Annotated in this window: 26 protein-coding genes; 16 read left to right on the top strand and 10 right to left on the bottom strand. The window is 50.4% G+C overall.

The annotated features are described in order from the left end of the window. Positions 1–119 precede the first annotated feature (119 nt). From DY231_RS09500 to fumD, 4 genes are all read left to right on the top strand, one after another. Positions 120–1,241 (top strand): MBOAT family O-acyltransferase, encoded by a 1,122-nt coding sequence (locus tag DY231_RS09500; protein ID WP_115628144.1) that lies wholly within the window; start codon positions 120–122, stop codon positions 1,239–1,241. Continuing rightward, positions 1,238–2,674 carry an AMP-binding protein gene (locus DY231_RS09505; RefSeq protein ID WP_115628145.1) on the top strand — a complete coding sequence of 479 codons (1,437 nt, stop codon included), beginning with the start codon at positions 1,238–1,240 and terminating at the stop codon, positions 2,672–2,674. The genes DY231_RS09500 and DY231_RS09505 overlap by 4 nt, the downstream gene beginning before the upstream one ends. Positions 2,675–2,689: 15 nt before the next feature. Next, the gene (locus tag DY231_RS09510; RefSeq protein ID WP_034496026.1) at positions 2,690–2,908 is read left to right on the top strand and encodes an acyl carrier protein; all 219 of its coding nucleotides are present in this window, start codon (positions 2,690–2,692) and stop codon (positions 2,906–2,908) included. Between the two features lie 99 nt (positions 2,909–3,007). Further along, entirely contained in the window at positions 3,008–3,220 is a 213-nt protein-coding gene (gene fumD / locus DY231_RS09515; RefSeq protein WP_034496024.1) for a fumarate hydratase FumD, read from the top strand. Positions 3,221–3,251: 31 nt separating this feature from the next. Here the strand turns inward: fumD and cmoB are convergent, their stop codons facing one another. The 5 genes from cmoB to DY231_RS09540 all read right to left on the bottom strand — a co-directional run bounded on the left by cmoB (position 3,252) and on the right by DY231_RS09540 (position 6,857). After that, the gene (cmoB, locus tag DY231_RS09520; RefSeq protein ID WP_115628146.1) at positions 3,252–4,223 is read right to left on the bottom strand and encodes a tRNA 5-methoxyuridine(34)/uridine 5-oxyacetic acid(34) synthase CmoB; all 972 of its coding nucleotides are present in this window, start codon (positions 4,221–4,223) and stop codon (positions 3,252–3,254) included. Further along, a complete protein-coding gene (cmoA, locus tag DY231_RS09525) occupies positions 4,220–4,963 on the bottom strand; it encodes a carboxy-S-adenosyl-L-methionine synthase CmoA (RefSeq protein ID WP_034496021.1) in 744 nt (247 codons plus the stop codon). Before cmoA ends, cmoB begins: the two co-directional genes overlap by 4 nt. 47 nt (positions 4,964–5,010) lie before the next feature. After that, a complete protein-coding gene (locus DY231_RS09530; protein ID WP_115628147.1) occupies positions 5,011–5,406 on the bottom strand; it encodes an MAPEG family protein in 396 nt (131 codons plus the stop codon). A 69-nt stretch (positions 5,407–5,475) separates the two neighbouring features. Then, complete coding sequence (locus tag DY231_RS09535; protein ID WP_115628148.1) at positions 5,476–6,294, bottom strand: DUF72 domain-containing protein; 819 nt, start codon at positions 6,292–6,294, stop codon at positions 5,476–5,478. Beyond that, positions 6,291–6,857, bottom strand: a complete 567-nt coding sequence (locus tag DY231_RS09540) for a hydrolase (protein ID WP_115628149.1) — start codon at positions 6,855–6,857, stop codon at positions 6,291–6,293. The genes DY231_RS09535 and DY231_RS09540 overlap by 4 nt, the downstream gene beginning before the upstream one ends. Positions 6,858–7,111: 254 nt before the next feature. On the opposite strand from DY231_RS09540, the gene aspS reads away from it, so the two are divergent. The 6 genes from aspS to ruvB all read left to right on the top strand — a co-directional run bounded on the left by aspS (position 7,112) and on the right by ruvB (position 12,338). After that, the gene (gene aspS / locus DY231_RS09545) at positions 7,112–8,884 is read left to right on the top strand and encodes an aspartate--tRNA ligase (RefSeq protein WP_034496015.1); all 1,773 of its coding nucleotides are present in this window, start codon (positions 7,112–7,114) and stop codon (positions 8,882–8,884) included. Next, positions 8,885–9,334, top strand: a complete 450-nt coding sequence (gene nudB, locus DY231_RS09550) for a dihydroneopterin triphosphate diphosphatase (protein ID WP_115628150.1) — start codon at positions 8,885–8,887, stop codon at positions 9,332–9,334. It begins immediately after the preceding gene. 19 nt (positions 9,335–9,353) lie between these two features. Further along, entirely contained in the window at positions 9,354–10,097 is a 744-nt protein-coding gene (locus tag DY231_RS09555) for a YebC/PmpR family DNA-binding transcriptional regulator (protein WP_034496310.1), read from the top strand. Then, positions 10,097–10,618, top strand: a complete 522-nt coding sequence (gene ruvC / locus DY231_RS09560) for a crossover junction endodeoxyribonuclease RuvC (RefSeq protein WP_034496011.1) — start codon at positions 10,097–10,099, stop codon at positions 10,616–10,618. Before DY231_RS09555 ends, ruvC begins: the two co-directional genes overlap by 1 nt. Positions 10,619–10,697: 79 nt before the next feature. Then, positions 10,698–11,309: a Holliday junction branch migration protein RuvA gene (ruvA, locus tag DY231_RS09565; RefSeq protein ID WP_034496009.1), complete on the top strand. Its 612-nt coding sequence runs from the start codon at positions 10,698–10,700 to the stop codon at positions 11,307–11,309. Positions 11,310–11,330: 21 nt separating this feature from the next. Then, entirely contained in the window at positions 11,331–12,338 is a 1,008-nt protein-coding gene (gene ruvB, locus DY231_RS09570; protein WP_115628151.1) for a Holliday junction branch migration DNA helicase RuvB, read from the top strand. 69 nt (positions 12,339–12,407) lie between these two features. Here ruvB and znuB read toward each other — a convergent pair whose 3' ends face one another. Both znuB and znuC read right to left on the bottom strand, forming a co-directional pair. Then, positions 12,408–13,193, bottom strand: coding sequence for a zinc ABC transporter permease subunit ZnuB (gene znuB, locus DY231_RS09575; RefSeq protein WP_115628152.1), 786 nt, complete (start codon positions 13,191–13,193; stop codon positions 12,408–12,410). After that, positions 13,190–13,945: a zinc ABC transporter ATP-binding protein ZnuC gene (gene znuC, locus DY231_RS09580; RefSeq protein ID WP_115628153.1), complete on the bottom strand. Its 756-nt coding sequence runs from the start codon at positions 13,943–13,945 to the stop codon at positions 13,190–13,192. Before znuC ends, znuB begins: the two co-directional genes overlap by 4 nt. A gap of 79 nt (positions 13,946–14,024) precedes the next feature. On the opposite strand from znuC, the gene znuA reads away from it, so the two are divergent. From znuA to lpxM, 3 genes are all read left to right on the top strand, one after another. Next, a complete protein-coding gene (gene znuA, locus DY231_RS09585; RefSeq protein WP_115631813.1) occupies positions 14,025–14,969 on the top strand; it encodes a zinc ABC transporter substrate-binding protein ZnuA in 945 nt (314 codons plus the stop codon). A gap of 15 nt (positions 14,970–14,984) precedes the next feature. Further along, the gene (gene mepM, locus DY231_RS09590; protein WP_115628154.1) at positions 14,985–16,307 is read left to right on the top strand and encodes a murein DD-endopeptidase MepM; all 1,323 of its coding nucleotides are present in this window, start codon (positions 14,985–14,987) and stop codon (positions 16,305–16,307) included. A 123-nt stretch (positions 16,308–16,430) separates the two neighbouring features. Beyond that, the gene (gene lpxM, locus DY231_RS09595) at positions 16,431–17,405 is read left to right on the top strand and encodes a lauroyl-Kdo(2)-lipid IV(A) myristoyltransferase (protein WP_115628155.1); all 975 of its coding nucleotides are present in this window, start codon (positions 16,431–16,433) and stop codon (positions 17,403–17,405) included. 58 nt (positions 17,406–17,463) lie between these two features. Here lpxM and pyk read toward each other — a convergent pair whose 3' ends face one another. Beyond that, positions 17,464–18,906 (bottom strand): pyruvate kinase, encoded by a 1,443-nt coding sequence (gene pyk, locus DY231_RS09600; RefSeq protein WP_034496000.1) that lies wholly within the window; start codon positions 18,904–18,906, stop codon positions 17,464–17,466. Between the two features lie 130 nt (positions 18,907–19,036). After that, on the bottom strand, positions 19,037–19,906 hold the full coding sequence (locus tag DY231_RS09605) for a MurR/RpiR family transcriptional regulator (RefSeq protein ID WP_034495998.1): 870 nt from the start codon (positions 19,904–19,906) through the stop codon (positions 19,037–19,039). A gap of 417 nt (positions 19,907–20,323) precedes the next feature. Between DY231_RS09605 and zwf the strand changes: the two genes are divergently transcribed. The 3 genes from zwf to DY231_RS09620 all read left to right on the top strand — a co-directional run bounded on the left by zwf (position 20,324) and on the right by DY231_RS09620 (position 24,765). Next, on the top strand, positions 20,324–21,799 hold the full coding sequence (zwf, locus tag DY231_RS09610; protein ID WP_034495997.1) for a glucose-6-phosphate dehydrogenase: 1,476 nt from the start codon (positions 20,324–20,326) through the stop codon (positions 21,797–21,799). A gap of 453 nt (positions 21,800–22,252) precedes the next feature. Next, positions 22,253–24,064, top strand: coding sequence for a phosphogluconate dehydratase (gene edd, locus DY231_RS09615; RefSeq protein WP_115628156.1), 1,812 nt, complete (start codon positions 22,253–22,255; stop codon positions 24,062–24,064). Between the two features lie 62 nt (positions 24,065–24,126). Further along, positions 24,127–24,765, top strand: a complete 639-nt coding sequence (locus DY231_RS09620) for a bifunctional 4-hydroxy-2-oxoglutarate aldolase/2-dehydro-3-deoxy-phosphogluconate aldolase (protein ID WP_034455128.1) — start codon at positions 24,127–24,129, stop codon at positions 24,763–24,765. Positions 24,766–24,919: 154 nt separating this feature from the next. Here the strand turns inward: DY231_RS09620 and purT are convergent, their stop codons facing one another. Beyond that, positions 24,920–26,098: a formate-dependent phosphoribosylglycinamide formyltransferase gene (gene purT, locus DY231_RS09625; RefSeq protein WP_115628157.1), complete on the bottom strand. Its 1,179-nt coding sequence runs from the start codon at positions 26,096–26,098 to the stop codon at positions 24,920–24,922. Positions 26,099–26,228 lie beyond the last annotated feature (130 nt).

Genomic DNA, 26,228 nt, shown 5'->3' on the forward strand with positions numbered 1-26,228 from the left:
ATTCGACTCTTTTTCCTCTACCTCTTTTTGCTGGCAACCGTAGTCGCATGGTCATCCATCGACAACAGTATGAATTTAAAGCTGCATTTTGAATATCAGCAGTTTTAAAGGATAAGAAAATGTATACAAGCGCACCTTTTTTTGCAGTTTTATTTGCCAGTTCACTGCTGTTGGCTGGGATAAATCGTTTACTGGGTAATCGGTTAAGCTACCTGTCGCTATTTTCGACTTTTGCACTGTTTGCGGTATGGGAATACATCTTTAAAAACCAGATACTGATTCCGATTCTGATGTTCGGCTATTTGTATGGCATCGCCACTTGCAAAGATAAATCATGGATAAAAACCTGGCAGTCAGTGATTTTGAGTTTACTGCCGCTCATTCTGGTGAAATTACATCTGAATAACCACTGGGGAATGATAGGGCTTTCTTTTATGACTTTCCGTGCGGTGGATGTTTTGCTCTATCGTAATAAAAAGGATTCCCGCAGTTTCTTGCAATATTTTAGTTATCTCTTTTCCCCCTTTATTATGCTGGCGGGGCCGATGTATCGCTGGCGAACCTGGGTGCAGGATATAACGCAAACTTCATTTCGCTTAACGACAGACGTTTTCCTGCAATCTATGGAACAGATTTTCTATGGCATTGTGCAGAAATTCCTGTTTGCGATGCTCATTGATAACCTGGTGATTAGCCACTGGAGCCATCGCCCGTTCACCTTGACGGTGGGCGTTGTGATGTCGCTGGCTTACAGTTTTTATCTTTACTTTGACTTTGCGGGTTACAGCAATATGGCGATTGGCGCCGGACGGCTATTTGGTTTGAATATCCCGGTCAATTTTAACTTGCCTATTTTAGCCAAAAATCCGCAGGATTTCTGGCGCAGATTTCATATTAGTTTGTCAGAGTGGCTGCGTGACGTTGTTTTTATGCCTGTTTATATGAACCTGATGAAAATAACGTTCTTCAGGAATCATAAAGCCACCGCTCAGAATGTCGGTATTTTTTGCACCTTGTTTTGCATGGGCGCATGGAATGGTCTGGAGCTGAATTATGTCGTCAGCGGCGCACTGTTCGGAGGGATTTCAGTTATCCATAATATGATTCTTTGGCTCGCAAAGCGCAGTCCCGTTATCACTATCTGGTTAAATAAACCCGTGATGATGTGGGTGGGGCGTATTTTAACCCTGGCAAGTGCTGCGGTATCTCTTTATATCTTTAGCGGAATGTCTCCTGTATGACTAATGACTCTGAATTACAACAGCTAAATGAATATCTGCGGGCGGTTTTGCTTGATCCGCAAAATGCTCAACAACCCGCTATCAGTGGAAGTGATAATACCCTGAGCTGGCAGCAATTAAGTACGGCGGTCATTGACTGGAAGGCTCGTTTTTCCGCACTTAATATGGAATCTAACGTTCCTGTTGTGCTCTACGGTCATCAGCAGGCAGAATTCGCCTGTGCGATTTACAGCTGCTTATTACACAGCATTCCTTATATCCCGGTAGATAATATTTACCCGGCAGAGCGCCTGAAAGAGATCTGCGAATTAGCCAGTGCTCCTTATTATTATGACGTTGAACAACGTTCATTTAAGGCGACCGGTGTACCAGCCCAGAATCTGGAACAGCAAGATTTGGCCTACATCATGTTTACCTCTGGCAGTACCGGTAAGCCAAAAGGGGTGCAAATTGGTCGTGAAAGCGTGTGGAATTTCATGCAGTGGGTACGCGATGATTTTTCCCTGCCAGCCAATCCCGTATTAATGAACCATGCGGTATTCAGTTTTGATTTATCGTTAATCCCACTGCTCGGAAACCTTGCTACCTGCGGGCATATTGTTCTGAATGCCAAGGAAGATATTGCTGCCGAGAATTGGTTGGCAAAACTAAAACAGCAAAAAGTGTCCGTATGGGTTTCAACACCGTCTTTTGCCTACCAGAAATTATTGCATCCGGAGTTTCGCGCAGAATTCTTAACCGATTTGAAAGTGTTTGTCTTTATCGGTGAAGTTCTCAGTAAAGCGTTGGTAAAACACCTGCGCCGCCTTTTCCCGGACGCGAAAATACTCAACTCCTATGGCCCAACCGAAGCGACTATTGCGACTACAGTGGTCGAAATTAGCGATGAAATACTGAAGTCAGATTGCGAGTTGTTGCCTATTGGTCAGATGATGCCGCATTCAGAAATGGAAATTACTGCTGATAATGAACTGATTATCTGGGGTAAAAATGTGATGCACGGCTACCTTGGTTTGCCAAAGGAAAATGCTGAAAAACTTTTATGGAATGAAGCGAAGCATTGGCGCGGGTATAAAACTGGCGACCTGGGGAATATGAGTAAAGGAAATTTATACTGCCAGGGGCGCAACGACAGCCAAATAAAAATGAACGGTTATCGTATTGAAATTCACGAAATCGAAAACCGTCTGTTAGCCCTTTCAGGGGTTAGTGAAGCGGTGGTCTTGCCGCTGACTAAAAAAGATGGTGCGGTGTTGCGACTTGCTGCTTTTTGCTCATCAAAACTTTCAGAGAAAGAAATTAAAGCGAATCTCACCCAAATTCTACCGTCTTATATGGTGCCATCGCAGATTGTCATCATGGACGCATTACCTCTCAATACTAACGGGAAAATCGACCGTAAGTTACTTGATGCGCACGCTCGTACTTGTTAATCCTAAGGATCAAAAATGGAACAGAAAATTTTAGCGTTATTTGAAAATGTATTGTCGCGCAAAGTTGAATTTAACGATGAGCTGATTGAATCAGGTATTCTCGACTCGATCACGGCCGTTGATATTGTACTGGACGTCCAGGCGGAGTTTGGTTGTGCTATTCCGCCAACAGAAGTGGCAAATATTTTAAAAACGCCAGCAATCCTGGCGGCGTGGATTGAAGAAAACGCCTGAAGATCATGTTCAAAACTTGATAGCCCTGGCGTTTTGCCTGGGCTTATTAAGTTAATGATTTAAACGTGTTAGTCTGCCGTCTCAACGACGGAGAATAATATGAATATCACCGACAAAGAACTTTACGATGAGATGTGCAGGGTTGTTGGAAAGGTTGTGCTTGAAATGCGTGACCTGGGCCAGGAACCGAAACACGTTGTGATTGCAGGTGTGGTCAGAGCAATGTCTGCCAATAGCAAAATTCAACGTTCACCGCTGACAAATGCGGCGATGAGCGAAGTGATTCGCGCACTCGGGTTTGCTTCAAAATAAATAAGGCCACATTTTGTGGCCTTTCAGGTTCTTACGGCTTACGTGCAACCAACACCGCACGTAGCGGGGCAGGGTAGCCTTCGACAGTTTTGCGTGCATCATTTGGGTCGAGGAAATCGGCCAATGATTCCGTCGTCAACCAGCTTGTGCGGCGCTGCTCTTCGCTTGTGGTATAGCAATGATCCACAATTCTCACATCAACGAAGCCACATTTTTCCAGCCAGTTTTTCAACGCTAACGCCGACGGAATGTAATACACATTGCGCATTTGCGCGTATCGGTCACCCGGCACCAACACAGTATTTTCGTCGCCTTCGACAACCAACGTTTCCAGTACCAGTTCGCCATCTTTCACCAGTTGGTTTTTCAACTGATAAAGATGATCAAGCGGAGAACGGCGGTGGTAGAGCACGCCCATCGAGAACACCGTATCAAAGATATTCAGCTCAGGAAGTTGCTCAATGCCGAGCGGCAAAACATGTGCACGTTGATCGTTACCCAGCAATTTACGCACGGCTTCAAACTGGCAAACGAATAGCTGCATCGGGTCAATACCCACAGCCAGATGCGCACCCGCACCAATCATGCGCCACAGGTGATAACCGCTACCGCAGCCGACGTCCAGAATGGTGCGCCCGGCGAGCGGGGAAATATGCGGCAGAACGCGGTCCCATTTCAGGTCAGAACGCCATTCCGTGTCGATATCCACACCGTAGAGCGAATACGGCCCTTTACGCCACGGCATCAGGTTGCGCAGCAGCTTTTCAATGCCCAGGCGTTGACCTTCGCTCAGTGGGGCTTCTGATTCCGCCGTCACGCTATGCAATAAATCCAGACGATACGGCGTTAGTTCAGGCAGGTATTCAACGGTGTTGTACCAATGTTTGAACTGTCCGTGCAGATTCTCGCGCTGCCAGGTGGCAATTTGCCCAGGCAGGGTTTCTAACCACGGAGCCAGCGGGCTTTTCGCGATAAGCTGATAAAAATTACCAAAGTCGATCATGCAGATGTTCCTGATTTCAGTGCAACCAAAGAGCCAAAGTTAAAGCACTGGAACCATAATTCTGCGTGGTCAAATCCGGCTTGTTTGAGGCGTTGTTTATGAGTTTCGACGGAGTCGGTGAGCATGACGTTTTCCAGCATGCTGCGTTTTTGGCTGATTTCCAGCTCGCTATAACCGTTCGCGCGTTTAAAGTCGTGGTGCATATTGAACAGCAGATCACCGACTTCGCCATCTTCAAAGCTGAACTTCTCAGACAGCACTAGCGCGCCACCCGGATTCAGACCTTGATAGATTTTTTCCAGCAGCAGTTTACGGTCGTCTGGTTCAAGGAATTGCAGGGTGAAGTTCAGCACTACCATTGACGCATTTTCGATAACGATATCGCGGATATCACCTTCGATAACGTCCACCGGCGTTTGCGCTTTAAACGCGTCGAGATGACGGCGGCAGCGTTCAACCATAGCCGGTGAGTTGTCTACCGCGATAATTTTGCAGTTGTCATGATGAATGTTGCGACGCACCGACAAAGTTGCCGCGCCAAGGGAACAGCCGAGATCATAAACCTGGCTTCCCGGTGCCACAAAGCGCTCCGCCAGCATGCCAATCATCGAAATAATGTTGGAATAGCCGGGCACCGATCGTTGAATCATATCGGGGAAAACTTCTGCTACACGTTCATCAAAAGTCCAGTCACCTAATTTGGCAATGGGGGCGGAAAACAGCGTATCGCGGTCAGACATAATGTTAAATCCGGAAATTCGAAATTTCGAAAGGGGCATATTTTGCGTTAATGCAGCGAGAAAACCAACTCCCATGGCATATACCACAGGTTAGCCAGCACCATCAGCAGCAAAGAACACCAGGTGGCACTCATGCCAGAACGACGCCAGGAAATTAAACGATGATGAAAACCATAAGCATGCATCAGGCGCCCGGCAATCAGCAGAAGCCCGCAAATATGCACCATCCAGGTTTCGGCACCGTTCATTTCCATCAGCAATAAAAGGAGTAATGCCACCGGGATATATTCCACGGCATTACCATGAATTCGAATCGCGCTCTGAAGTTCGCTAAAACCGCCATCGCCATATGAGACGCGGTACTGCAAACGCATACGAACAACATCAAACGAGAACTTAATCAGCAACAAAGCACCCAAAACGGCATAGAGCGCGCTTACCATACTCACATCCTATAGAGATAGTTCCAGCACGCCTATGATAGCAGCGCGAACCATATGCTGTCGCTACCCCTAAAATAGGGAGTTTTGTTTTGGAATTGCCGGTTCGTTACCCAGTTCAGGGACGGCGTGTTGCAGCCCTGGCCATAATGTATGAACCAGGTCCTGCACCAGCCCGATATCTGGCGTGTGTAAAAAGAGGTAGGGCGTGGTGGTCTGTTCCCACTTTGGCAAGGTTTTAATCCAGGCGTTAAAGAACGTCAGATTCTGCTCCATATCGTCGCTGCCGATGAATCGCACCATGGGATTTTTGGCCGTCACGAGTGCGTGAACCGGAACTATAGGCTTTTTGCGTTGCGCTTCACGAATGGCTTCGTTGTGGGGTTTCGCGCTGTGAACCGGGCGACTATCCAAAATCACGCGATTGACGCCGCGCTCGTGCAGGCCACGATTTAGCGCTTGCTCATCGACACTTTTATCGAAGAAAGAAGGGTGGCGAACTTCAACGCCATAGGTGAAATCTTTTGGCAACGAATCGAGGAAATTCCACAACGCGGGTAAGTCAGAAGGCCCAAATGCAGCGGGAAGCTGGAGCCAGTATTGCCCGATGCGATTTGCCAGGGGCGACATGCGGTCGAGAAATTCCGCCGTTAAATCTCCACACTGGCGTAAGGCTGCATTGTGGGAAATCGTCGCCGGGAATTTAAAGCAGAAGCGGAAATCATCGGAGGTCATCTCGCGCCAGCGCGACACAATCTCTGCTTTAGGTAGTGCATAAAGCGTGGTGTTGCCTTCCACACAATTAAAATGGCGAGCGTAATCTTCAAGAGAAGTGATACCAAGCCGCACCCAATGCGGATGCGACCATTGTGGAAGGCCAATGTAGATCACAGCGCTGCGAGGACCTCTTCAGTGCTACGAACGCGGCCAATGCGCGGGAAGATGTTCGTCATGCTGCCCTGATGTTGTTCGCTACTTGCGGCACTGCACGCATCTTCGGCAATCACCAGGTTAAAGCCTAATTCCCAGGCGTTACGCGCGGTGGATTCGACGCCGATATTGGTGGAAATCCCGCAAAGCACAATGGTGTCGATACCACGGCGGCGCAGTTGGAGTTCCAGGTCGGTGCCGTAAAATGCGCCCCACTGGCGTTTTGTCACTTCAATATCAGTGTCTTTTTTGCCTAAAGCCTGCGGGTAAACCCACCAGTTGTCAGGCAAAGAATGTGCGCCAGCCTGCGCATCAACCGGTTGTTTGAGTGCTTCGGCAAAATCTTTAGACCAGCCCACGCGTACCATAATTACCGGCGCACCCTTCGCGCGGAATTTCTCTGCCAGTTTGGCTGAGCGAGCCACCACGTTCTGTGCACTGTGCGGACCGCCCGCAAATGGCAGGATGCCTTCCTGCAAATCAATAACGACGAGTGCGGTTTTGGAAGTATTCAGTTCTAACATGAGGTGACTCCGGGTCAAAATAAGGTTATCGCGTAATACCTTACGACGGAACAGGAGCGCGATAGTTTACAAATTTTGTTAATTTTTGTGAGAATAAGCCAAACGAGGCGCATTGAAACGATGCTGACCCATGTATCGGGCTTATCGTGGAGCATTATTTCCAGTATAATAGCCCCCTTTTTTCAACTATATCTGACTGACAAAAAATAGTGGCCACCGATAAAAAAGTGAGCGGCTAATTTAAGGGATATCTCATGCGTACAGTATATTGCGGGCAGCTCAATCAATCCCATGTGGGACAACAAGTAACACTGTGTGGTTGGGTCAATCGTCGTCGTGACCTCGGTAGCCTTATCTTTATTGATATGCGCGATCGCGAAGGCATCGTGCAGGTGTTTTTCGATCCGGATCGTCAGGATGCGTTCCAGCTTGCTTCCGAACTGCGTAATGAGTTCTGCATCCAAATCACCGGTACCGTTCGCCCGCGTGATGAAAAAAACATCAATAAAGATATGGCAACGGGTGCGGTAGAAGTCTTCGCCACCGATTTGACCATCATCAACCGTTCCGAAGCGCTGCCGCTGGACTCTAACCACGTCAACACTGAAGAAGCGCGTTTGAAATTCCGTTACCTGGATCTGCGTCGCCCTGAAATGGCGAACCGCCTGAAGACCCGTGCGAAAATCACCAGCTTCGTGCGCCGCTTTATGGATGACCACGGTTTCCTGGATATCGAAACCCCAATGCTGACCAAAGCCACGCCAGAAGGTGCGCGTGACTACCTGGTGCCGAGCCGTGTGCATAAAGGCAAATTCTACGCGTTGCCGCAATCCCCTCAGCTGTTCAAACAGCTGCTGATGATGTCCGGTTTTGACCGTTACTATCAGATTGTTAAGTGCTTCCGCGATGAAGACTTACGTGCTGACCGTCAGCCTGAATTTACTCAGATCGACGTCGAAACTTCCTTCATGACCGCACCACAAGTGCGCGAAGTGATGGAAAAACTGGTGCGCGATCTGTGGCTGGATGTGAAAAACGTCGATCTGGGTGATTTCCCAATTATGACCTTCGCAGAAGCGGAGCGTCGTTACGGTTCTGACAAACCAGATTTGCGTAACCCAATGGAGCTGGTGGATGTTGCTGACCTGCTCAAAGACGTTGAGTTTAAAGTCTTCGCGGGCCCGGCAAATGATGCTAAAGGCCGCGTTGCAGCGCTGCGAGTGCCAGGTGGCGCACAGTTAAGCCGTAAACAGATTGACGACTACGGCAAGTTCATTGAGATTTACGGCGCGAAAGGGCTGGCTTACATCAAAGTGAACGAGCGTGCGAAAGGCATCGAAGGTATCACTAGCCCTGTGGCTAAGTTCCTGAATGCTGAAATCGTAGAAGCTATTCTGGAGCGTACTGGTGCGCAAGATGGCGACATGATCTTCTTCGGCGCAGACAACAAAAAAGTGGTTGCGGATGCACTTGGCGCGTTACGCCTGAAAATCGGTAAAGATCTGAGCATCACCGATGAAAAAGCATGGGCACCACTGTGGGTTATCGACTTCCCTATGTTTGAAGACAACGGCGAAGGCGGCCTGACCGCAATGCACCACCCGTTCACTGCCCCGAAAGATATGTCCCCGGAAGAATTGGCGGCAGATCCAGAAGCGGCTGTGGCAAACGCCTACGATATGGTTATCAACGGTTACGAAGTTGGCGGCGGTTCTGTGCGTATCCACAACGGCCAGATGCAGCAGACTGTGTTCGGCATTCTGGGTATCACTGAAGAAGACCAGCGCGAGAAGTTTGGCTTCCTGCTCGACGCCCTGAAATACGGTACACCGCCGCACGCGGGCCTGGCATTTGGTCTGGATCGTCTGACCATGCTGTTGACCGGCACCGACAACATCCGTGATGTTATCGCGTTCCCTAAAACCACCGCAGCAGCGTGTCTGATGACCGAAGCACCAAGCTTCGCCAACCCAACAGCGCTGGCTGAACTGGGTGTGGCAGTGATTAAAAAGGCTGAGAAAGAATAAATGGCCTTTAAGCCTCCCGTTTCGGTGTTAGTGGTCATTTATGCTCAAGACACCGGGCGGGTGCTCATGTTACAGCGGCGCGACGATCCTGAATTCTGGCAGTCGGTTACCGGCAGCATAGAAGAGGGTGAAACCGCGCTGTATGCCGCGCAGCGTGAAGTAAAGGAAGAGGTCGATATCGACGTTGAGTCAGAGCATCTGACCTTGAATGACTGCCAACGCTGCGTGGAATTCGAGATTTTTACACATTTGCGTCATCGCTATGCGCCGGGCATTACGCGCAACACAGAATATTGGTTCTGTCTTGCGCTGCCAAATGAGCGCCAGATAACCATTTCGGAACATCTGGCCTGGGAATGGGCGGACGCACCTGTTGCGGCGGCTATGACTAAGTCGTGGAGCAACCGGCAGGCGATTGAAGAGTTTGTAATTAATGCTACCGCCAGGTAGCCATTTTGGAGATATTTTTATGGCAGGTCATAGTAAGTGGGCCAACACAAAGCACCGTAAAGCTGCGCAGGATTCCAAACGCGGTAAAATTTTCACCAAAATTATCCGTGAGCTGGTAACAGCAGCCCGTCTGGGCGGTGGTGATCCGGGTTCTAACCCGCGTCTGCGTGCGGCGATTGATAAAGCGTTATCCAACAACATGACGCGTGACACCTTAAACCGTGCGATCGCACGTGGTGTGGGTGGCGATGAAGACACCAACATGGAAACCATCATTTATGAAGGTTACGGTCCTGGTGGTTCTGCGGTCATGGTTGAATGCCTGAGTGACAACCGTAACCGTACCGTGGCGGAAGTGCGTCACGCGTTCAATAAATGTGGCGGCAACCTGGGAACTGACGGTTCTGTAGCTTATCTGTTCACCAAAAAAGGTGTTATCTCTTATGCCCCAGGCAAAGACGAAGACACCGTGATGGAAGCGGCTCTGGAAGCGGGTGCTGAAGATGTTGTCTCTTATGACGACGGCGCAATTGACGTGTTCACCGCATGGGAAGAAATGGGTGCGGTACGTGACGCGCTGGAAGCTGCGGGCCTGAAAGCCGACGAAGCAGAAATTTCTATGATCCCATCTACCAAAGCGGATATGGACGCGGAAACCGCGCCGAAACTGATGCGCCTTATCGACATGTTGGAAGACTGCGATGACGTGCAAGAGGTTTATCACAACGGCGAGATCTCTGACGAGGTTGCGGCAACTCTGTAATGGCGATCATTCTCGGTATTGACCCGGGATCGCGCGTCACCGGTTATGGCGTTATTCGCCAGACCGGGCGGCAGCTAACCTATTTAGGCAGCGGCTGCATTCGTACACAGGTGACCGACTTACCCTCGCGTTTGAAGCTTATTTACGCGGGGGTGAGCGAAATTATTACCCAGTTTCAGCCTGAATATTTCGCCATCGAATCAGTGTTTATGGCGAAAAATGCAGATTCCGCTTTGAAACTCGGTCAGGCTCGCGGGGCGGCGATTGTCGCCGCCGTAAACCATGATTTGCCGGTGTTTGAGTATGCCGCCCGTCAGGTAAAACAGACGGTGGTGGGCATCGGGAGTGCGGAGAAAAGCCAGGTGCAACATATGGTGCGCACCTTGCTGAAACTCTCCGCCAACCCGCAAGCGGATGCCGCCGATGCGCTGGCGATTGCCATCACGCATTGCCACGTGACGCAGAACTCGATGCAGATGAGCGATACGCGGCTTAATTTGTCGCGGGGACGATTAAAATAAATATGGCTGGATATTCATCCAGCCTTTTTTATATGATAAGCAAAATTTTTGGCATAACCGCTAAACGCAGGAGCATATTGTGATTGGTCGACTCAGAGGCATCATCCTTGAAAAACAGCCGCCGCTGGTACTTATGGAAGTCGGTGGCGTGGGGTACGAAGTCCATATGCCGATGACCTGCTTCTATGAACTACCGGAAATCGGTAAAGAAGCGGTGGTGTTTACCCAGTTTGTGGTGCGTGAAGACGCGCAGTTGCTCTACGGTTTCAATAACAAACAAGAACGCACGCTGTTCCGCGAGCTGATTAAAGTCAATGGTGTCGGCCCGAAACTGGCACTCGCTATTCTTTCTGGTATGTCCGCCCAGCAGTTTGTGAATGCAGTGGAACGCGAAGAAATTGGCTCACTGGTTAAGCTGCCTGGTGTGGGTAAGAAGACCGCCGAGCGCTTGATTGTTGAGATGAAAGACCGCTTCAAAGGCATGCATGGCGATCTGTTTACCCCGGCATCAGACCTCGTACTGACTGCGCCGGAAAGTGGAGTCACTGACGACGCCGAACAGGAAGCAGTTGCCGCACTGGTATCGCTGGGCTATAAACCACAAGAAGCGAGTCGTATGGTGAGCAAAGTAGGCAAAGCTGGCGCCGATTGTGAAACCCTGATCCGCGAAGCGCTCCGTGCCGCACTTTGAAGCCTCTGAGGTAGATGAAGGATGATTGAAGCAGACCGTCTGGTATCGCCAGACACCATCACCCCTGATGAGTTAATTGACCGTGCAATTCGCCCGCGTTTCCTGGCGGATTATGTCGGCCAGTCGCAGGTCACATCGCAAATGGAGATTTTCATCCAGGCGGCGAAACTGCGTGGGGATGCGCTCGATCATCTGTTAATTTTCGGCCCGCCAGGGTTGGGTAAAACGACGCTGGCGAATATTGTCGCCAACGAAATGGGTGTGAATCTGCGAACCACTTCCGGCCCGGTGCTGGAAAAAGCAGGGGATTTGGCAGCCATGCTGACCAATCTTGAACCCCATGACGTTCTCTTTATCGATGAAATCCACCGTTTATCGCCCGTTGTTGAAGAAGTGCTGTATCCCGCGATGGAAGATTATCAGCTCGATATCATGATTGGTGAAGGCCCGGCGGCACGTTCGATTAAAATTGATTTACCACCCTTTACCCTGATTGGTGCGACGACGCGTGCTGGCTCGTTGACTTCACCGCTGCGTGATCGTTTCGGCATTGTGCAGCGTCTGGAGTTTTACCAGGTCGCTGATTTGCAGCACATTGTAGGCCGCAGCGCGAGTGTACTGGGGCTTGAGATGAGCGAAGAGGGTGCATTCGAAGTGGCGAAACGAGCGCGTGGTACACCGCGTATTGCTAACCGCTTATTGCGCCGCGTACGTGATTTTTCGGAAGTCAGACATGATGGCACCATTAATGGTGACATTGCTTCGCAAGCGTTGGATATGCTGAACGTGGATACCGAAGGGTTTGACTATATGGACCGCAAGTTATTGCTGGCGGTGATAGACAAATTCCTCGGTGGCCCGGTTGGGCTGGATAACCTTGCGGCTGCAATTGGGGAAGAACGGGAAACTATCGAGGATGTGCTGGAGCCATTTTTGATTCAGCAGGGCTTCCTGCAACGGACTCCTCGCGGCCGAATGGCGACACCAAGAGCCTGGACTCACTTCGGGATTGTGCCGCCAGTAGCTTAATTTCGACTTAAACGGTGGATGGCGCTAGCGCGTATCCGCCCTACGGTTTTCAGCGCCATCCAACATAAATTAACTCGCCTGCTTCTTCGCCATACTCAACACAAACAACACCGCCGAACTCAGCACGACTGAAGGCCCGGCGGGCGTGTCATAAAATGCTGAAAAGGCCAGCCCACCGGTGACTGAGAGCATCCCGATAATCACGGCGAAACCCGCCATTTGCTCTGGTGTACGCGCAAAGCGACGTGCGGTTGCCGCAGGAATAATCAGCAGGGAAGTGATGATCAGCGCACCGACAAATTTCATCGCCACACCGATAGTTAGCGCCGTCACCAGCATTAACAGCATCTTCACGCGTTGCAGATTAACCCCATCAACATGGGCCAGATCCGGGCTAATGGTCATCGACAACAGATTACGCCACTGCCAGAGAAGCACGCCAACGACCACGGCGACGCCCAAAGCAATAGAAATAATATCGGGCATTGTCACGGAGAGCAGATCGCCAAACAGATACGCCATCAAATCGACGCGCACGTTTGACATTAAACTGACAACCACCAGGCCAAGAGAAAGCGCACTGTGCGCCATAATGCCCAGCAACGTATCCAGAGCCAGATGCGGACGCTTCTCAAGCCACACCAAACCCAGTGCCAGCATCAAGGTCACGGCAATCACCGCATAAAACGGATTTACATTGAGCAGCAGACCAAATGCCACGCCTAACAACGAAGCGTGGGCGAGGGTATCGCCAAAGTAGGACATCCTGCGCCAGACAACAAACGAGCCTAATGGCCCTGCGGCGCACGCCAGCAAAATCCCGGCAAGCCAGCCGGGCAACAACAATTCAATCATGGTTGGCCATTCCCTCTGCGCAAAACAATACGTCCTGTTAGATCGTGACGATGATTATGGTGGTGACGGTAAATCCCTAATTGTTCAGCGCCGCGCGCACCAAACATCGAAATAAATTCTGGATGCATCGACACCACTTCTGGGGTGCCAGAGCAGCAAATGTGGTGGTTGAGACACAACACATCATCCGTTTTTGCCATCACTAAATGCAGGTCGTGGGAAACCATCATCACTGCGCAATCTAACTCATGACGCAACTGGTCAATCAAGTTATAGAGCGCCAGTTGCCCATTAACATCAACACCCTGGGTGGGTTCATCCAGCACCAGTAACTGCGGCTGATTTAATAAAGCACGCGCCAGCAGTACACGTTGGTTCTCACCGCCGGACAGCTTTTGCATTGGGGCTTCAATCAGGTGAGCGGCCTGCACGCGTTTAAGCGCGGGCAAAATATCTGCTTTTTTTACGCCTGGACGTAGACGCATAAATCGACTGACCGTTAACGGCAGCGTGGTATCGAGATGCAGTTTTTGCGGCACATAGCCAATGCGCAAATCGCGGTCTCGCTTGATCACACCTTCATCAGGTGCTACCAGACCCAGCACCACGCGAACCAGCGTTGATTTTCCTGCGCCGTTAGGTCCCAGCAGCGTTAAAATTCTACCCGGTTTGAGATCGAGCGAAATATCAGACAGCACGCGGCGTTGTCCGAATGAAACAGAGATATTTTCCAGTGATACCAGATTTGTCATGACAATTTCAGGGGTTGCAGAAGTTAGCGGATGTTATAATATCACACATCTCACATTCATAACGATGAAAAGTCGCATTATGTTACATAAAAACTCATTTCTTTGCGCAGCTTTAACAACTGCATTTTTGGGTGCCACAGCCGTCCCGGCTCAGGCCGCCGTTGTTGCCTCTATCAAGCCATTAGGATTTATTGCTGCGGCAATCGCAGATGGCGTCACACCAACTGAAGTTTTGCTGCCAGACGGTGCTTCCGAGCATGATTATGCACTTCGTCCATCTGATGTAAAACGCTTACAAAGCGCGGACTTAGTGGTGTGGGTAGGCCCAGAAATGGAAGCCTTCATGCAGAAGTCAGTCAGCCAATTAGCTGAACAAAAACAAGTGCAACTGGCGGCTTTGTCAGGCGTGAAACCGTTGCTCATGAAAGGTGACGACGATGATGACCACGGCCATGAAGGTCATGACCATTCAGCCGAAAATAGTGACGAAGATCACCATCACGGTGAATACAACATGCATATTTGGCTTTCCCCAGAGGTAGCGCGGCTGTCGGCGGTTGCAATCCACGATAAATTAGTGGAACTTATGCCCCAAAATAGAGCCAAACTAGACGCCAACTTGCAGACTTTCGAGTTAGGATTAGCCAACATCGATAAGCAAGTTGGTAGCGTGCTCGCACCGCTCAAAGGAAAAGGGTATTTCGTTTTTCACGACGCTTATGGCTACTTTGAAAAACATTACGGTCTAACACCGCTTGGTCATTTTACCGTAAACCCTGAAATTCAGCCTGGTGCGCAGCGTTTACATGACATCAGAACACAGTTGGTTCAGCAAAAAGCTGTATGCGTTTTTGCTGAACCACAATTCAGGCCAGCCGTCATCAATGCCGTTGCCCGTGGCACTAACGTTCGTTCCGGAACGCTGGACCCGCTGGGGATTGAGGTTAAGCTCGGCAAAGACAGCTATATGCAGTTTTTGAATGGGCTTGCGAATCAGTATGCGAGCTGCCTGAAAGGAGAATAGTGAGGAAGTGAATACGTGCAACAGATAGCCCGCTCTGTCGCCCTGGCATTCGACAATTTGTCCCGGCCCCATCGCGTTATGCTGGGGTCTCTTACAGTTCTTACACTTGCGGTCGCTGTCTGGCGACCGTACGTCTATCACCCTGAAGCCAGCCCCGTTATCAAAACCATTGAGCTTGAGAAGAACGAGATTCGTTCGTTACTTCCTGAAGCCAGTGAACCGCTTGATCAGTCCCCGGACGCCGAAGATGACACCATCCCGCAAGATGAACTCGATGATAAAACAGCGGGTGAAACCGGTGTTCATGAGTATGTTGTCTCCACAGGGGATACGCTCAGCAGCATTCTTAACCAGTACGGCATTGATATGGGCGATATCGGCCAGCTTGCAGCAGTGGATAAAGACCTGCGTAATCTGAAAATTGGCCAACAAATTTCCTGGACGCTCAACGACAACGGCGAATTACAGCGCATGACGTGGGAAATGTCGCGCCGTGAAACCCGTACTTACGACCGTTCAGGCAGCACTTTCAAACTCAGCAGTGAAATGCAGCAAGGCGAGTGGGTCAACAATGTGCTCAAAGGCACGGTTGGCGGCAGCTTTGTCAGCAGTGCGAAAGACGCCGGTTTAACCAGTGCTGAAATCAGCGCGGTTATCAAAGCGATGCAGTGGCAGATGGACTTCCGCAAACTGAAAAAAGGCGATGAATTCTCCGTCCTCATGTCTCGTGAAATGCTTGATGGAAAGCGTGAGCAAAGCCAACTGGTTGGTGTGCGTTTGCGTAGCAGTGGTAAAGATTATTACGCCATTCGTGCGGAAGACGGTAAATTCTACGACCGTAACGGTTCCGGACTGGCCAAAGGTTTTATGCGTTTCCCGACGGCCAAGCAGTTCCGCATCTCGTCAAACTTTAACCCGCGCCGCCTCAACCCGGTAACCGGGCGTGTGGCACCGCACAAGGGTGTCGACTTTGCGATGCCTCAGGGTACGCCAGTGCTGTCAGTGGGTGATGGTGAAGTGGTGATGGCAAAACGTAGCGGTGCTGCCGGTTATTTTGTTGCGATTCGTCATGGTCGCACTTATACCACGCGTTACATGCACCTGAAGAAACTGCTGGTTCAGCCTGGTCAGAAAGTTAAACGTGGTGATCGTATCGCCCTTTCGGGGAATACCGGGCGCTCAACCGGGCCACATTTGCACTACGAAGTGTGGGTTAACCAGCAGGCGGTCAATCCATTAACCGCGAAACTACCGCGTACCGAAGGGCTAACCGGTTCAGATCGTAGTGATTATCTGGCGCAGGTTCGTGAAGTTACACCGCAGCTTAGATTCAATTAATTAAGCCTTTTGAAAAAAGCCGGTACTCAGTGACCGGCTTTTTCTTTGTCTGATGGGCATTACCCCGCTAATATACTTACAAATTCATGTCATCAATGATTTGATGCTGTACTGAGAATATGCATGGAAAAAGCAAAAAAAAGTCACAGTGAGTTCATTCCAGAATTTCAAAACGCCTTCTTGCATCCGAAATTTTGGGGCGCCTGGTTAGGCGTTGGCGCGTTCGCTGGACTGGCAATGTTACCGCCTTCATTACGCGACCCTCTATTGGGCAAAGTAGGGAGCCTTGCCGGACGCTTTGGGAAAAGTGCCCGCCGTCGCGCACAAATTAACTTACTGTATTGCTTCCCTGATATGCCGGAAGCAGAGCGTGAAGCGGTCATCGACGAGATGTTTGCCACCGCCCCGCAAGCGATGGTGATGATGGCGGAGCTGGCGATTAAAGGACCGCAAAAAATCATGCCGCGTGTTGACTGGCATGGTTTAGAGATTATCGAAGAGATAAAACAGCGCGAAGAAAACGTTATTTTTCTCGTTCCGCATGGTTGGGCCGTGGACATTCCCGCGATGTTATTGGCGTCCCAGGGCCAAAAAATGGCGGCGATGTTCCATAACCAGGGCAACACGCTTTTTGACTATATGTGGAATACCGTGCGCCGCCGTTTTGGTGGGCGTTTGCACGCGCGTAATGATGGAATTAAGCCGTTTATTAGCTCAGTGCGTCAGGGATACTGGGGATATTATCTCCCCGATCAGGATCACGGCGCCGAGCACAGTGAATTTGTTGATTTCTTCGGGACTTATAAAGCCACACTGCCAGCAATTGGGCGATTAATGAAAGTGTCGCGTGCACGGGTAGTGCCACTTTTCCCGGTGTACAACGGGAAAACTCATCGCCTGGATATTTATATTCGCCCGCCGATGGACGATTTACTTGAAGCCGATGACAACACCATTGCCCGGCGCATGAACGAAGAAGTCGAAATTTTAGTGGGGCCAAATCTTGAGCAGTACACCTGGATATTAAAACTGCTTAAAACGCGCAAAGAAGGGGAAACCGAACCCTACCAGCGTAAAGAGTTGTATCCGAGAAAATAAAGAATCAGAAATAACAAAGGGGCCGATCGGCCCCTTTTGCTTTTATGCTTTGGATGAATTACTCAACACACAGAATACGCGTGGTGTTGGTCGTACCAATGGTACTCATCACGTCACCCTGGGTAACGATAACCAGATCGCCAGAAACCAGGTAGCCTTTGTCGCGCAGCAGATTCACCGCATCGGTTGCGGCAATAACGCCGTCGCTGGTGCTGTCGAAATACACAGGCGTGACGCCGCGGTACAAAGAGGTGAGGTTCAGTGTGCGCTCATGGCGAGACATAGCGAAGATTGGCAAACCGGAGCTGATACGGGAAGTCATCAATGCGGTGCGGCCAGACTCGGTCATGGTGATGATGGCCGTCACCCCTTTCAGGTGGTTTGCTGCATACATTGCAGACATCGCAATGGCTTCTTCAGTGTTGTCGAACTGAACGTCCAGGCGGTGCTTAGAAACGTTGATGCTTGGGATTTTCTCAGCGCCCAGGCAAACACGCGCCATCGCAGCAACGGTTTCAGCCGGGTATTGACCTGCCGCCGTTTCAGCAGACAGCATTACCGCATCTGTACCATCCAGAACGGCGTTCGCCACGTCCATAACTTCTGCGCGAGTTGGCATTGGGTTGGTAATCATCGACTCCATCATTTGAGTCGCAGTGATAACCGCACGGTTCAGTTTACGAGCGCGGCGAATCAGGGTCTTTTGAATACCGACCAGCTCAGGATCACCGATTTCAACGCCCAGGTCGCCACGAGCAACCATTACGACGTCGGAGGCCAGGATAACATCGTCCATCGCGGCTTCGCTGCAAACGGCTTCTGCACGTTCGACTTTAGCAACAATCTTCGCGTCACAACCTGCATCACGCGCCAGACGGCGAGCGTAGTTAATGTCTTCACCACAGCGAGGGAAAGAAACCGCCAGATAATCGACGCCGATTTTCGCCGCAGTCAGAATGTCTGCTTTGTCTTTGTCGGTCAGCGCTTCAGCGGACAGACCGCCACCCAGCTTGTTGATACCTTTATTGTTCGACAGCGGGCCACCCACAGTGACTTCGGTGAACACTTTCATCCCCTGTACTTCAAGGACTTTTAACTGAACGCGACCATCATCAAGCAGCAGGATATCGCCGGTCACGACGTCAGCAGGCAAACCTTTGTAGTCGATACCGACTTTTTCTTTGTCGCCTTCGCCTTTGCCCAGGTTGGCATCCAGCAGGAATTTATCACCAATATTAAGGAAGACTTTGCCTTCTTTAAAAGTGGATACACGAATTTTTGGTCCTTGCAAATCGCCCAGAATAGCGACATGACGACCCAGTTTCGCGGCAATTTCACGAACTTTATCAGCACGGATCTGATGATCTTCTGCGGTGCCATGTGAAAAGTTCATACGCACCACGTTTGCGCCAGCAGCGATAATCTTTTCCAGATTATTGTCGCGGTCGGTAGCTGGGCCTAAAGTGGTAACGATTTTGGTTCTACGTAGCCGTCTGGACATGTATTACTCCGTTGACTGAAACAACTTTGGTGTTGCGTTAACAAAAAATTCGGTGAGTCAGGGTGCTTGAAAATTTCAAAACAACAACTTAACCGAATGACCTAAAAAGTTACAGCTTTGTTATAAAAACTTAGGTATTTTCGCCAGAGACGAACATACCCTTATCAAAACGCGATTCCTTGAGCGCTTCTTTGACTCGCTTCAAGTTATCTCTGAATTTTGCGCCACGACGTAACGTAAAACCGGTTGCCAGCACATCTATCACTGTTAGCTGCGCCAGTCGTGACACCATTGGCATATAGATATCGGTATCTTCAGGAACGTCGAGTAATAAAGAAAGCGTGGCTTCGCGAGCCAGTGGCGAACCTTCGGACGTTATCGCCAGTACAATGGCGTCGTTTTCCCGCGCCAGTTGGGCAAGTTCAACCAGGTTTTTTGTCCGACCGGTGTGCGAGATAAGGACAACGACATCTTCTTCGCTGCAATTCATGCAGCTCATGCGCTGCAAAACGACATCGTCGGAATAGATGACGGGTACATTGAAACGGAAGAATTTGTTCATGGCATCATGCGCGACGGCGGCAGAGGAACCTAAACCAAAAAAGGCGATTTTCTTGGCCTGGGTGAGTAAATCTACCGCGCGATTGACCGCTGCCATATCCAGCGATTGCCTGACCTGGTCAAGACTCGCCATTGCAGATTCGAAAATTTTGCCGGTATAGGCTTCAACGCTATCGTCTTCGTCAACATTCCGGTTTACATAAGGTGTGCCATTCGCCAGACTTTGGGCTAAATGTAATTTAAAATCCGGGAAGCCCTTAGTTTCCAGACGGCGGCAGAAGCGGTTGACGGTCGGTTCACTGACTTCAGCACTGCGGGCAAGGGTGGCAATGCTTGAGTGAATGGCATCTTGTGGTGCGGTAAGAATCACTTCTGCGACTTTACGTTCTGATTTGCTAAGGTGTTCCAGTTGGGACTGGATTTTGTCCAGCATATTCATAGGTGTCCGGCACTCATGGATTTTGTCGATTTCAACAATTGGAGAAATCGCAGCACGATTTAGCAAGAATATACTCTTGCCACTCCGTGAAGGGGCAAGTTAATCAGGGTAATGATGTTGTTTTTTTTCATTACATGATCAGTGTCTAACTTTAGGCACGATAGACATCGACAACAAATCGTCAGAAAATTCCACGATACATCGCTTAAAGTGGCACTGACGGGCAAATGTTGCCCACGAATGCGATCAAATAATGGGCAAGGGTTTACCTGATTTCACCAAAAGCAGTACATTGTTCTGTAATAAAATTACAAACGGGCCGGTGCATCCCCCGGAATAATTCGAGTTGCAGCCAACACGCCTGCAACTTGAAGTATGATGGGGGAAACTGGGACATCCGAAACGAGGAGAATAGACATGGCGGTAACGCAGACAGCTCAGGCATGTGACCTGGTGATTTTCGGTGCAAAAGGCGACCTTGCGCGTCGGAAACTGCTGCCATCCCTGTATCAGCTAGAAAAAGCGGGGCAAATCCACCCGGATACACGCATCCTGGGTGTGGGCCGCGCTGAGTGGGATAAAGAGGCTTATACCAAAGTTGTGCGCGAAGCGATTGAAACCTTCATGAAGGAAAAGATCGATGAAAGCCTGTGGGACAAGTTGAGCAGCCGTCTGGATTTTTGCAATCTGGATGTCAACGATACTGCCGCTTTTACCAAACTCGGTAAGATGCTCGATCAGCAAAATCGCGTCACCATTAACTACTTTGCGATGCCACCGAATACCTTTGGCGCAATCTGTAAAGGTCTGGGCAAGGCAAAGCTGAATGCTAAACCTGCGCGTGTCGTGATGGAAAAACCACTTGGCACCTCGCTGGCGACTTCTCAGGAAATCAACAACCAGGTTGGTGAATATTTTGAGGAATGCCAGGTTTATCGTATCGACCATTACTTAGGTAAAGAAACGGTTCTGAACCTGTTGGCGCTGCGTTTTGCTAACTCCTTGTTTGCGAATAACTGGGATAACAAAACTATCGATCACGTGGAAATCACTGTGGCCGAAGAAGTTGGGATTGAAGGGCGTTGGGGTTACTTTGATCAGGCCGGGCAGATGCGCGACATGATTCAAAACCACCTGCTGCAAATTCTGTGCATGATTGCCATGTCTCCGCCATCAGACCTTACCGCTGACCACATTCGTGATGAGAAAGTAAAAGTCCTGCAATCTTTGCGCCGTATCGATCGCAGTAATGTGCGTGAGAAAACCGTACGCGGCCAATATTCCGCAGGTTTTGCGCAAGGTAAAAAAGTCCCAGGTTATCTGGAAGAAGAAGGGGCCAACAAAAGCAGCAGCACTGAAACTTTTGTCGCTATCCGCGTAGATATCGACAACTGGCGTTGGGCTGGCGTGCCATTCTACCTGCGTACCGGTAAGCGTCTGCCGACCAAATGTTCTGAAGTCGTGGTCTATTTCAAAAGCCCATCTTTAAACCTGTTTAAAGATTCCTGGCAGGATCTGCCGCAGAATAAGCTCACTATTCGTCTGCAACCGGATGAAGGCGTGGATATTCAGGTGCTTAACAAGGTTCCAGGACTTGAGCACAAGCACAACCTGCAAACCACTAAGCTTGATTTGAGCTACTCCGAAACCTTCAACGAATCACATCTGGCCGATGCTTACGAGCGCCTGTTGCTGGAAACCATGCGTGGGATTCAGGCACTGTTCGTTCGTCGTGATGAAGTAGAAGAGGCATGGAAATGGGTCGACTCCATTACTGAAGCATGGGCTGCCGATAACGATGCACCGAAGCCGTACCAGGCCGGTACCTGGGGGCCAGTTGCCTCAGTGGCGATGATCACCCGTGATGGGCGTTCGTGGAACGAGTTCGAATAAATCCGCGTCATCCTTAGAGTTGCAGGGGTGTTGGCTGCGCTCTCTCACCCGACAAATCGGCTGAAAGCTGATTTGAACGCTGCTTGCAGCGGCCCTAAGGGGTGAGGCCCATAAGTGGGCCGAGTAATCACTTACTTATGTAAGCTTATCGGGATTCGATCGTTTGCCGCCTACCTGCAACTCGAATGATTTAGCGGATGGAATAGGTGTTATTTTGCAAAAACTGCGTAACAAATGATTCATATTTTACCGGTAACATGATCTAACACCAAAGTGGTGCAAATTTTTTAATTTAAAAGCCCTGACTGGATTCACCAGCAGGGCTTTTTTATTTACACTAGCTGAAGCGATTTTGCCCTGATGGTACGGATTGCCGCCTCACGAGAAGAAAACAGAGCCGGTAATGTCGACCACCTGCCCACAGCGACGGCAGCCACTTTTTGAGGACCTGTTATGAATCCTAATTTGTTACGCGTAACAAAACGCATCGTTGAACGCTCTCGTGAGACCCGTGAAACTTATCTGGCGAGAATTGAAAAAGCGAAGAGTAAAACCGTACATCGCTCAGAGCTTGCCTGCGGAAATTTAGCCCACGGCTTTGCGGCCTGTCAGCCAGAAGATAAAGCTGCGCTGAAAAGTATGCTGCGTAACAACATTGCGATCATCACGTCCTATAACGACATGCTTTCCGCGCATCAGCCGTATGAATCCTATCCCGATCAAATTCGTAAAGCGCTGCATTCTGTTGGTGCAGTAGGGCAGGTTGCAGGCGGGGTTCCAGCCATGTGCGACGGCGTGACGCAAGGCCAGGATGGCATGGAGCTGTCACTGCTGAGTCGCGAAATTATCGCGATGTCCACGGCAATCGGCCTGTCTCATAATATGTTCGATGGCGCGTTGTACCTCGGCGTTTGCGATAAAATCGTCCCAGGTTTAACCATGGCGGCATTGTCATTTGGCCATCTCCCTGCGGTGTTTGTGCCATCAGGCCCGATGGCCAGTGGTTTACCCAATAAAGAAAAAGTGCGTATTCGCCAGCTATATGCTGAAGGCAAAGTTGACCGCCTCGCATTGCTGGAATCAGAAGCGGCGTCTTATCACGCGCCTGGCACCTGCACATTTTATGGCACCGCCAATACCAACCAGATGGTGGTTGAGTTTATGGGGATGCAGTTGCCTGGTTCTTCATTTGTTCACCCGGATGCCCCCCTGCGCCATGAATTAACCGCCGCAGCAGCACGCCAGGTTACTCGTCTGACCGGAAACGGCAACGAGTGGATGCCCATCGGCAAATTGATCGATGAAAAAGTCGTGGTCAACGGCATTGTTGCGTTGCTGGCGACGGGCGGCTCAACCAACCACACCATGCACCTGGTGGCGATGGCGCGTGCAGCGGGCATTATCATCAACTGGGATGATTTCTCCGACCTTTCAGATGTGGTGCCGTTGCTGGCGAAGTTGTATCCAAACGGCCCGGCTGACATTAACCACTTCCAGGCCGCAGGTGGTGTTCCAGTGCTGATGCGCGAATTGCTCAAAGGCGGTTTGTTGCACGAAGACGTGAACACTGTCGCGGGCTTCGGTCTGCATCACTACACCATGGAGCCATGGCTGGATAACGGCCAACTGGCCTGGCGTGAAGGCGCAACAACCGCGCTCGATACTGATGTTATCGCCACCCTCGACAAGCCTTTCTCAAAACACGGCGGTACAAAAGTACTTAGCGGCAACCTGGGGAGGGCAGTGATGAAAACGTCTGCTGTACCTGTAGAAAACCAGGTTATCGAAGCGCCAGCGGTGATTTTTGAAAGCCAGCATGACGTATTACCCGCCTTCGAAGCAGGCCTACTTGACCGTGATTGCGTGGTCGTTGTCCGTCATCAAGGGCCAAAAGCGAACGGCATGCCAGAATTACATAAACTTATGCCGCCACTTGGGGTATTATTGGACCGCTGTTTCAAAATAGCGTTAGTCACTGATGGACGGCTGTCGGGTGCTTCAGGTAAGGTGCCCTCTGCAATCCATGTTACCCCAGAAGCGTATGATGGTGGGCTGCTGGCAAAAGTCCGTGATGGCGATATGATTCGCGTCAACGGTCAAACGGGTGAACTGACATTGCTGGTCGATGATGCCGAGCTTGAAAAACGCACTGCATATCACCCGGATCTCAGCGCGGATCGTGTTGGTACCGGCCGTGAACTATTTAGCGCGTTACGCGAACAGTTATCTGGCGCGGAACAGGGCGCGACCTGCATTAAATTTTAAGGACCGGATGTAGCACTTGCTGCGCTGGAAACGAATTATAAAGTTGGTTGAAGAGGCTTGAGATGAAAAACTGGAAAACTACTGCGGAACAGATCCTGAAAACAGGACCGGTTGTCCCGGTTATCGTAATTAACAAACTGGAACACGCAGTACCGATGGCTAAAGCATTAGTTGCTGGCGGCGTGCGCGTTCTGGAAGTGACTCTGCGTACTCCATGTGCAATGGACGCAATTCGCGCTATCGCTAAAGAAGTACCAGAAGCGATTATTGGTGCGGGTACCGTTCTGAACCCAGAGCAACTGGCAGAAGTGACCGAAGCTGGCGCGCAGTTCGCCATCAGCCCTGGCTTGACTGAGCCATTGCTGAAAGCAGCCACCGAAGGTTCCATTCCATTGATCCCGGGTATCAGCACTGTTTCTGAACTGATGCTGGGCCTGGACTACGGCTTGAAAGAATTCAAATTCTTCCCGGCTGAAGCGAATGGCGGCACCAAAGCACTGCAAGCTATCGCAGGTCCATTCTCTCAGGTTCGTTTCTGCCCAACTGGCGGGATCACACCGGCTAACTACCGTGACTACCTGGCGCTGAAAAGCGTTCTGTGTATCGGTGGTTCTTGGTTGGTTCCGGCTGACGCGTTGGAAGCTGGCGATTACGATCGCATAACTACTCTGGCCCGTGAAGCAGTCGAAGGCGCGAAATAACACGTCATCCTTCGAGCCGTAGATGCGTTGGCTACGTTCACTCACCCCGGTCACATAGTTATCTATGCTCCCGGGGATTCTTTCTCTTGCCGCCTTCCTACGACTCGAATGATTCGTGTTATTGAATCCCTGCTCATTTGAGCGGGGATTTTTTTTATCCTTTGACGATTACGGCTTTGGTTGCGGCAATGGCGCGCGCAATCGCATCTTCTACGCTCGAGCCGGTCGCTAAAGCGACACCCATCCGACGCTTGCCGTTAATCTCCGGTTTACCAAACAGGCGTACCTGCAAACCCGCACCTACCGCTGCACCGACGTTGCCGTACTGCACGTTGTCACTGGTTAATTCCGGGAGAATGACCGCTGATGCCGCCGGGCCATACTGGCGAATGTCACCAATCGGCAAGCCGAGAAATGCGCGGACATGCAAGGCAAATTCTGACAAGTCCTGGGAAATCAGCGTCACCATGCCGGTATCGTGTGGGCGAGGGGAGACTTCGCTGAAAATAACCTCATCACCGCACACGAACAACTCAACGCCAAACAGCCCGTAGCCACCCAACGCTTTCACGACTTTCTCAGCGACTTCCTGAGCACGAGCCAGAGCAACGTCGCTCATTTTTTGTGGCTGCCAGGATTCGCGATAATCGCCATCTTCCTGACGATGACCGACCGGGGCGCAGAAATGCACCCCATCGACAGCACTGATGGTCAACAGAGTGATTTCGAAATCAAAATTCACCACGCCTTCGACAATCACTTTTCCTTTGCCAGCTCGGCCGCCTTCTTGCGCGTAGGCCCAGGCTTTGGCTAACTGATCTGCTGTGCGGATAAAACTTTGCCCTTTGCCGGAAGAGCTCATTACCGGTTTAACGATGCATGGCAGGCCGATTTCTTCGACGGCTTGTAAGAACGCCGCTTCGCTATCGGCAAAACGGTAGCTGGAGGTGGGAAGAGTTAAATCCTCCGCGGCCAGGCGACGAATACCTTCGCGGTTCATCGTCAGTTGTGTGGCTCTGGCGCAAGGCACCACACGCTGGCCTTGCTGCTCAAGCTCAACCAGCATATCGGTGGCAATCGCTTCAATTTCGGGAACGATGTAATCAGGCATTTCACTGGCGACCAGCTTTTTAAGCTCTGCACCATCCAGCATATTAATGACATGGCTGCGGTGCGCGACATGCATCGCAGGCGCATCGGCGTAGCGGTCTACGGCTATCACTTCCAGCCCCAGACGCTGACACTCAATCGCCACTTCTTTTCCTAATTCACCTGATCCTAACAACATCACACGAGTAGCTGAAGGACGAAGCGCTGTTCCCAACATTGACATAATCTGTATACCCGAACGGAGAAAAATAGACCGGCGGATTATAAACGAAAACGTTTGCGTACGCAGTTTTTTTCCCCGCTTGCGATACAGGGTTAATATCATTACACTGTTTAAATAAACAGTTAAACGG

Origin of the sequence: Buttiauxella agrestis (assembly GCF_900446255.1) — a bacterium.
Taxonomy (GTDB): Bacteria; Pseudomonadota; Gammaproteobacteria; order Enterobacterales; family Enterobacteriaceae; genus Buttiauxella; species Buttiauxella agrestis.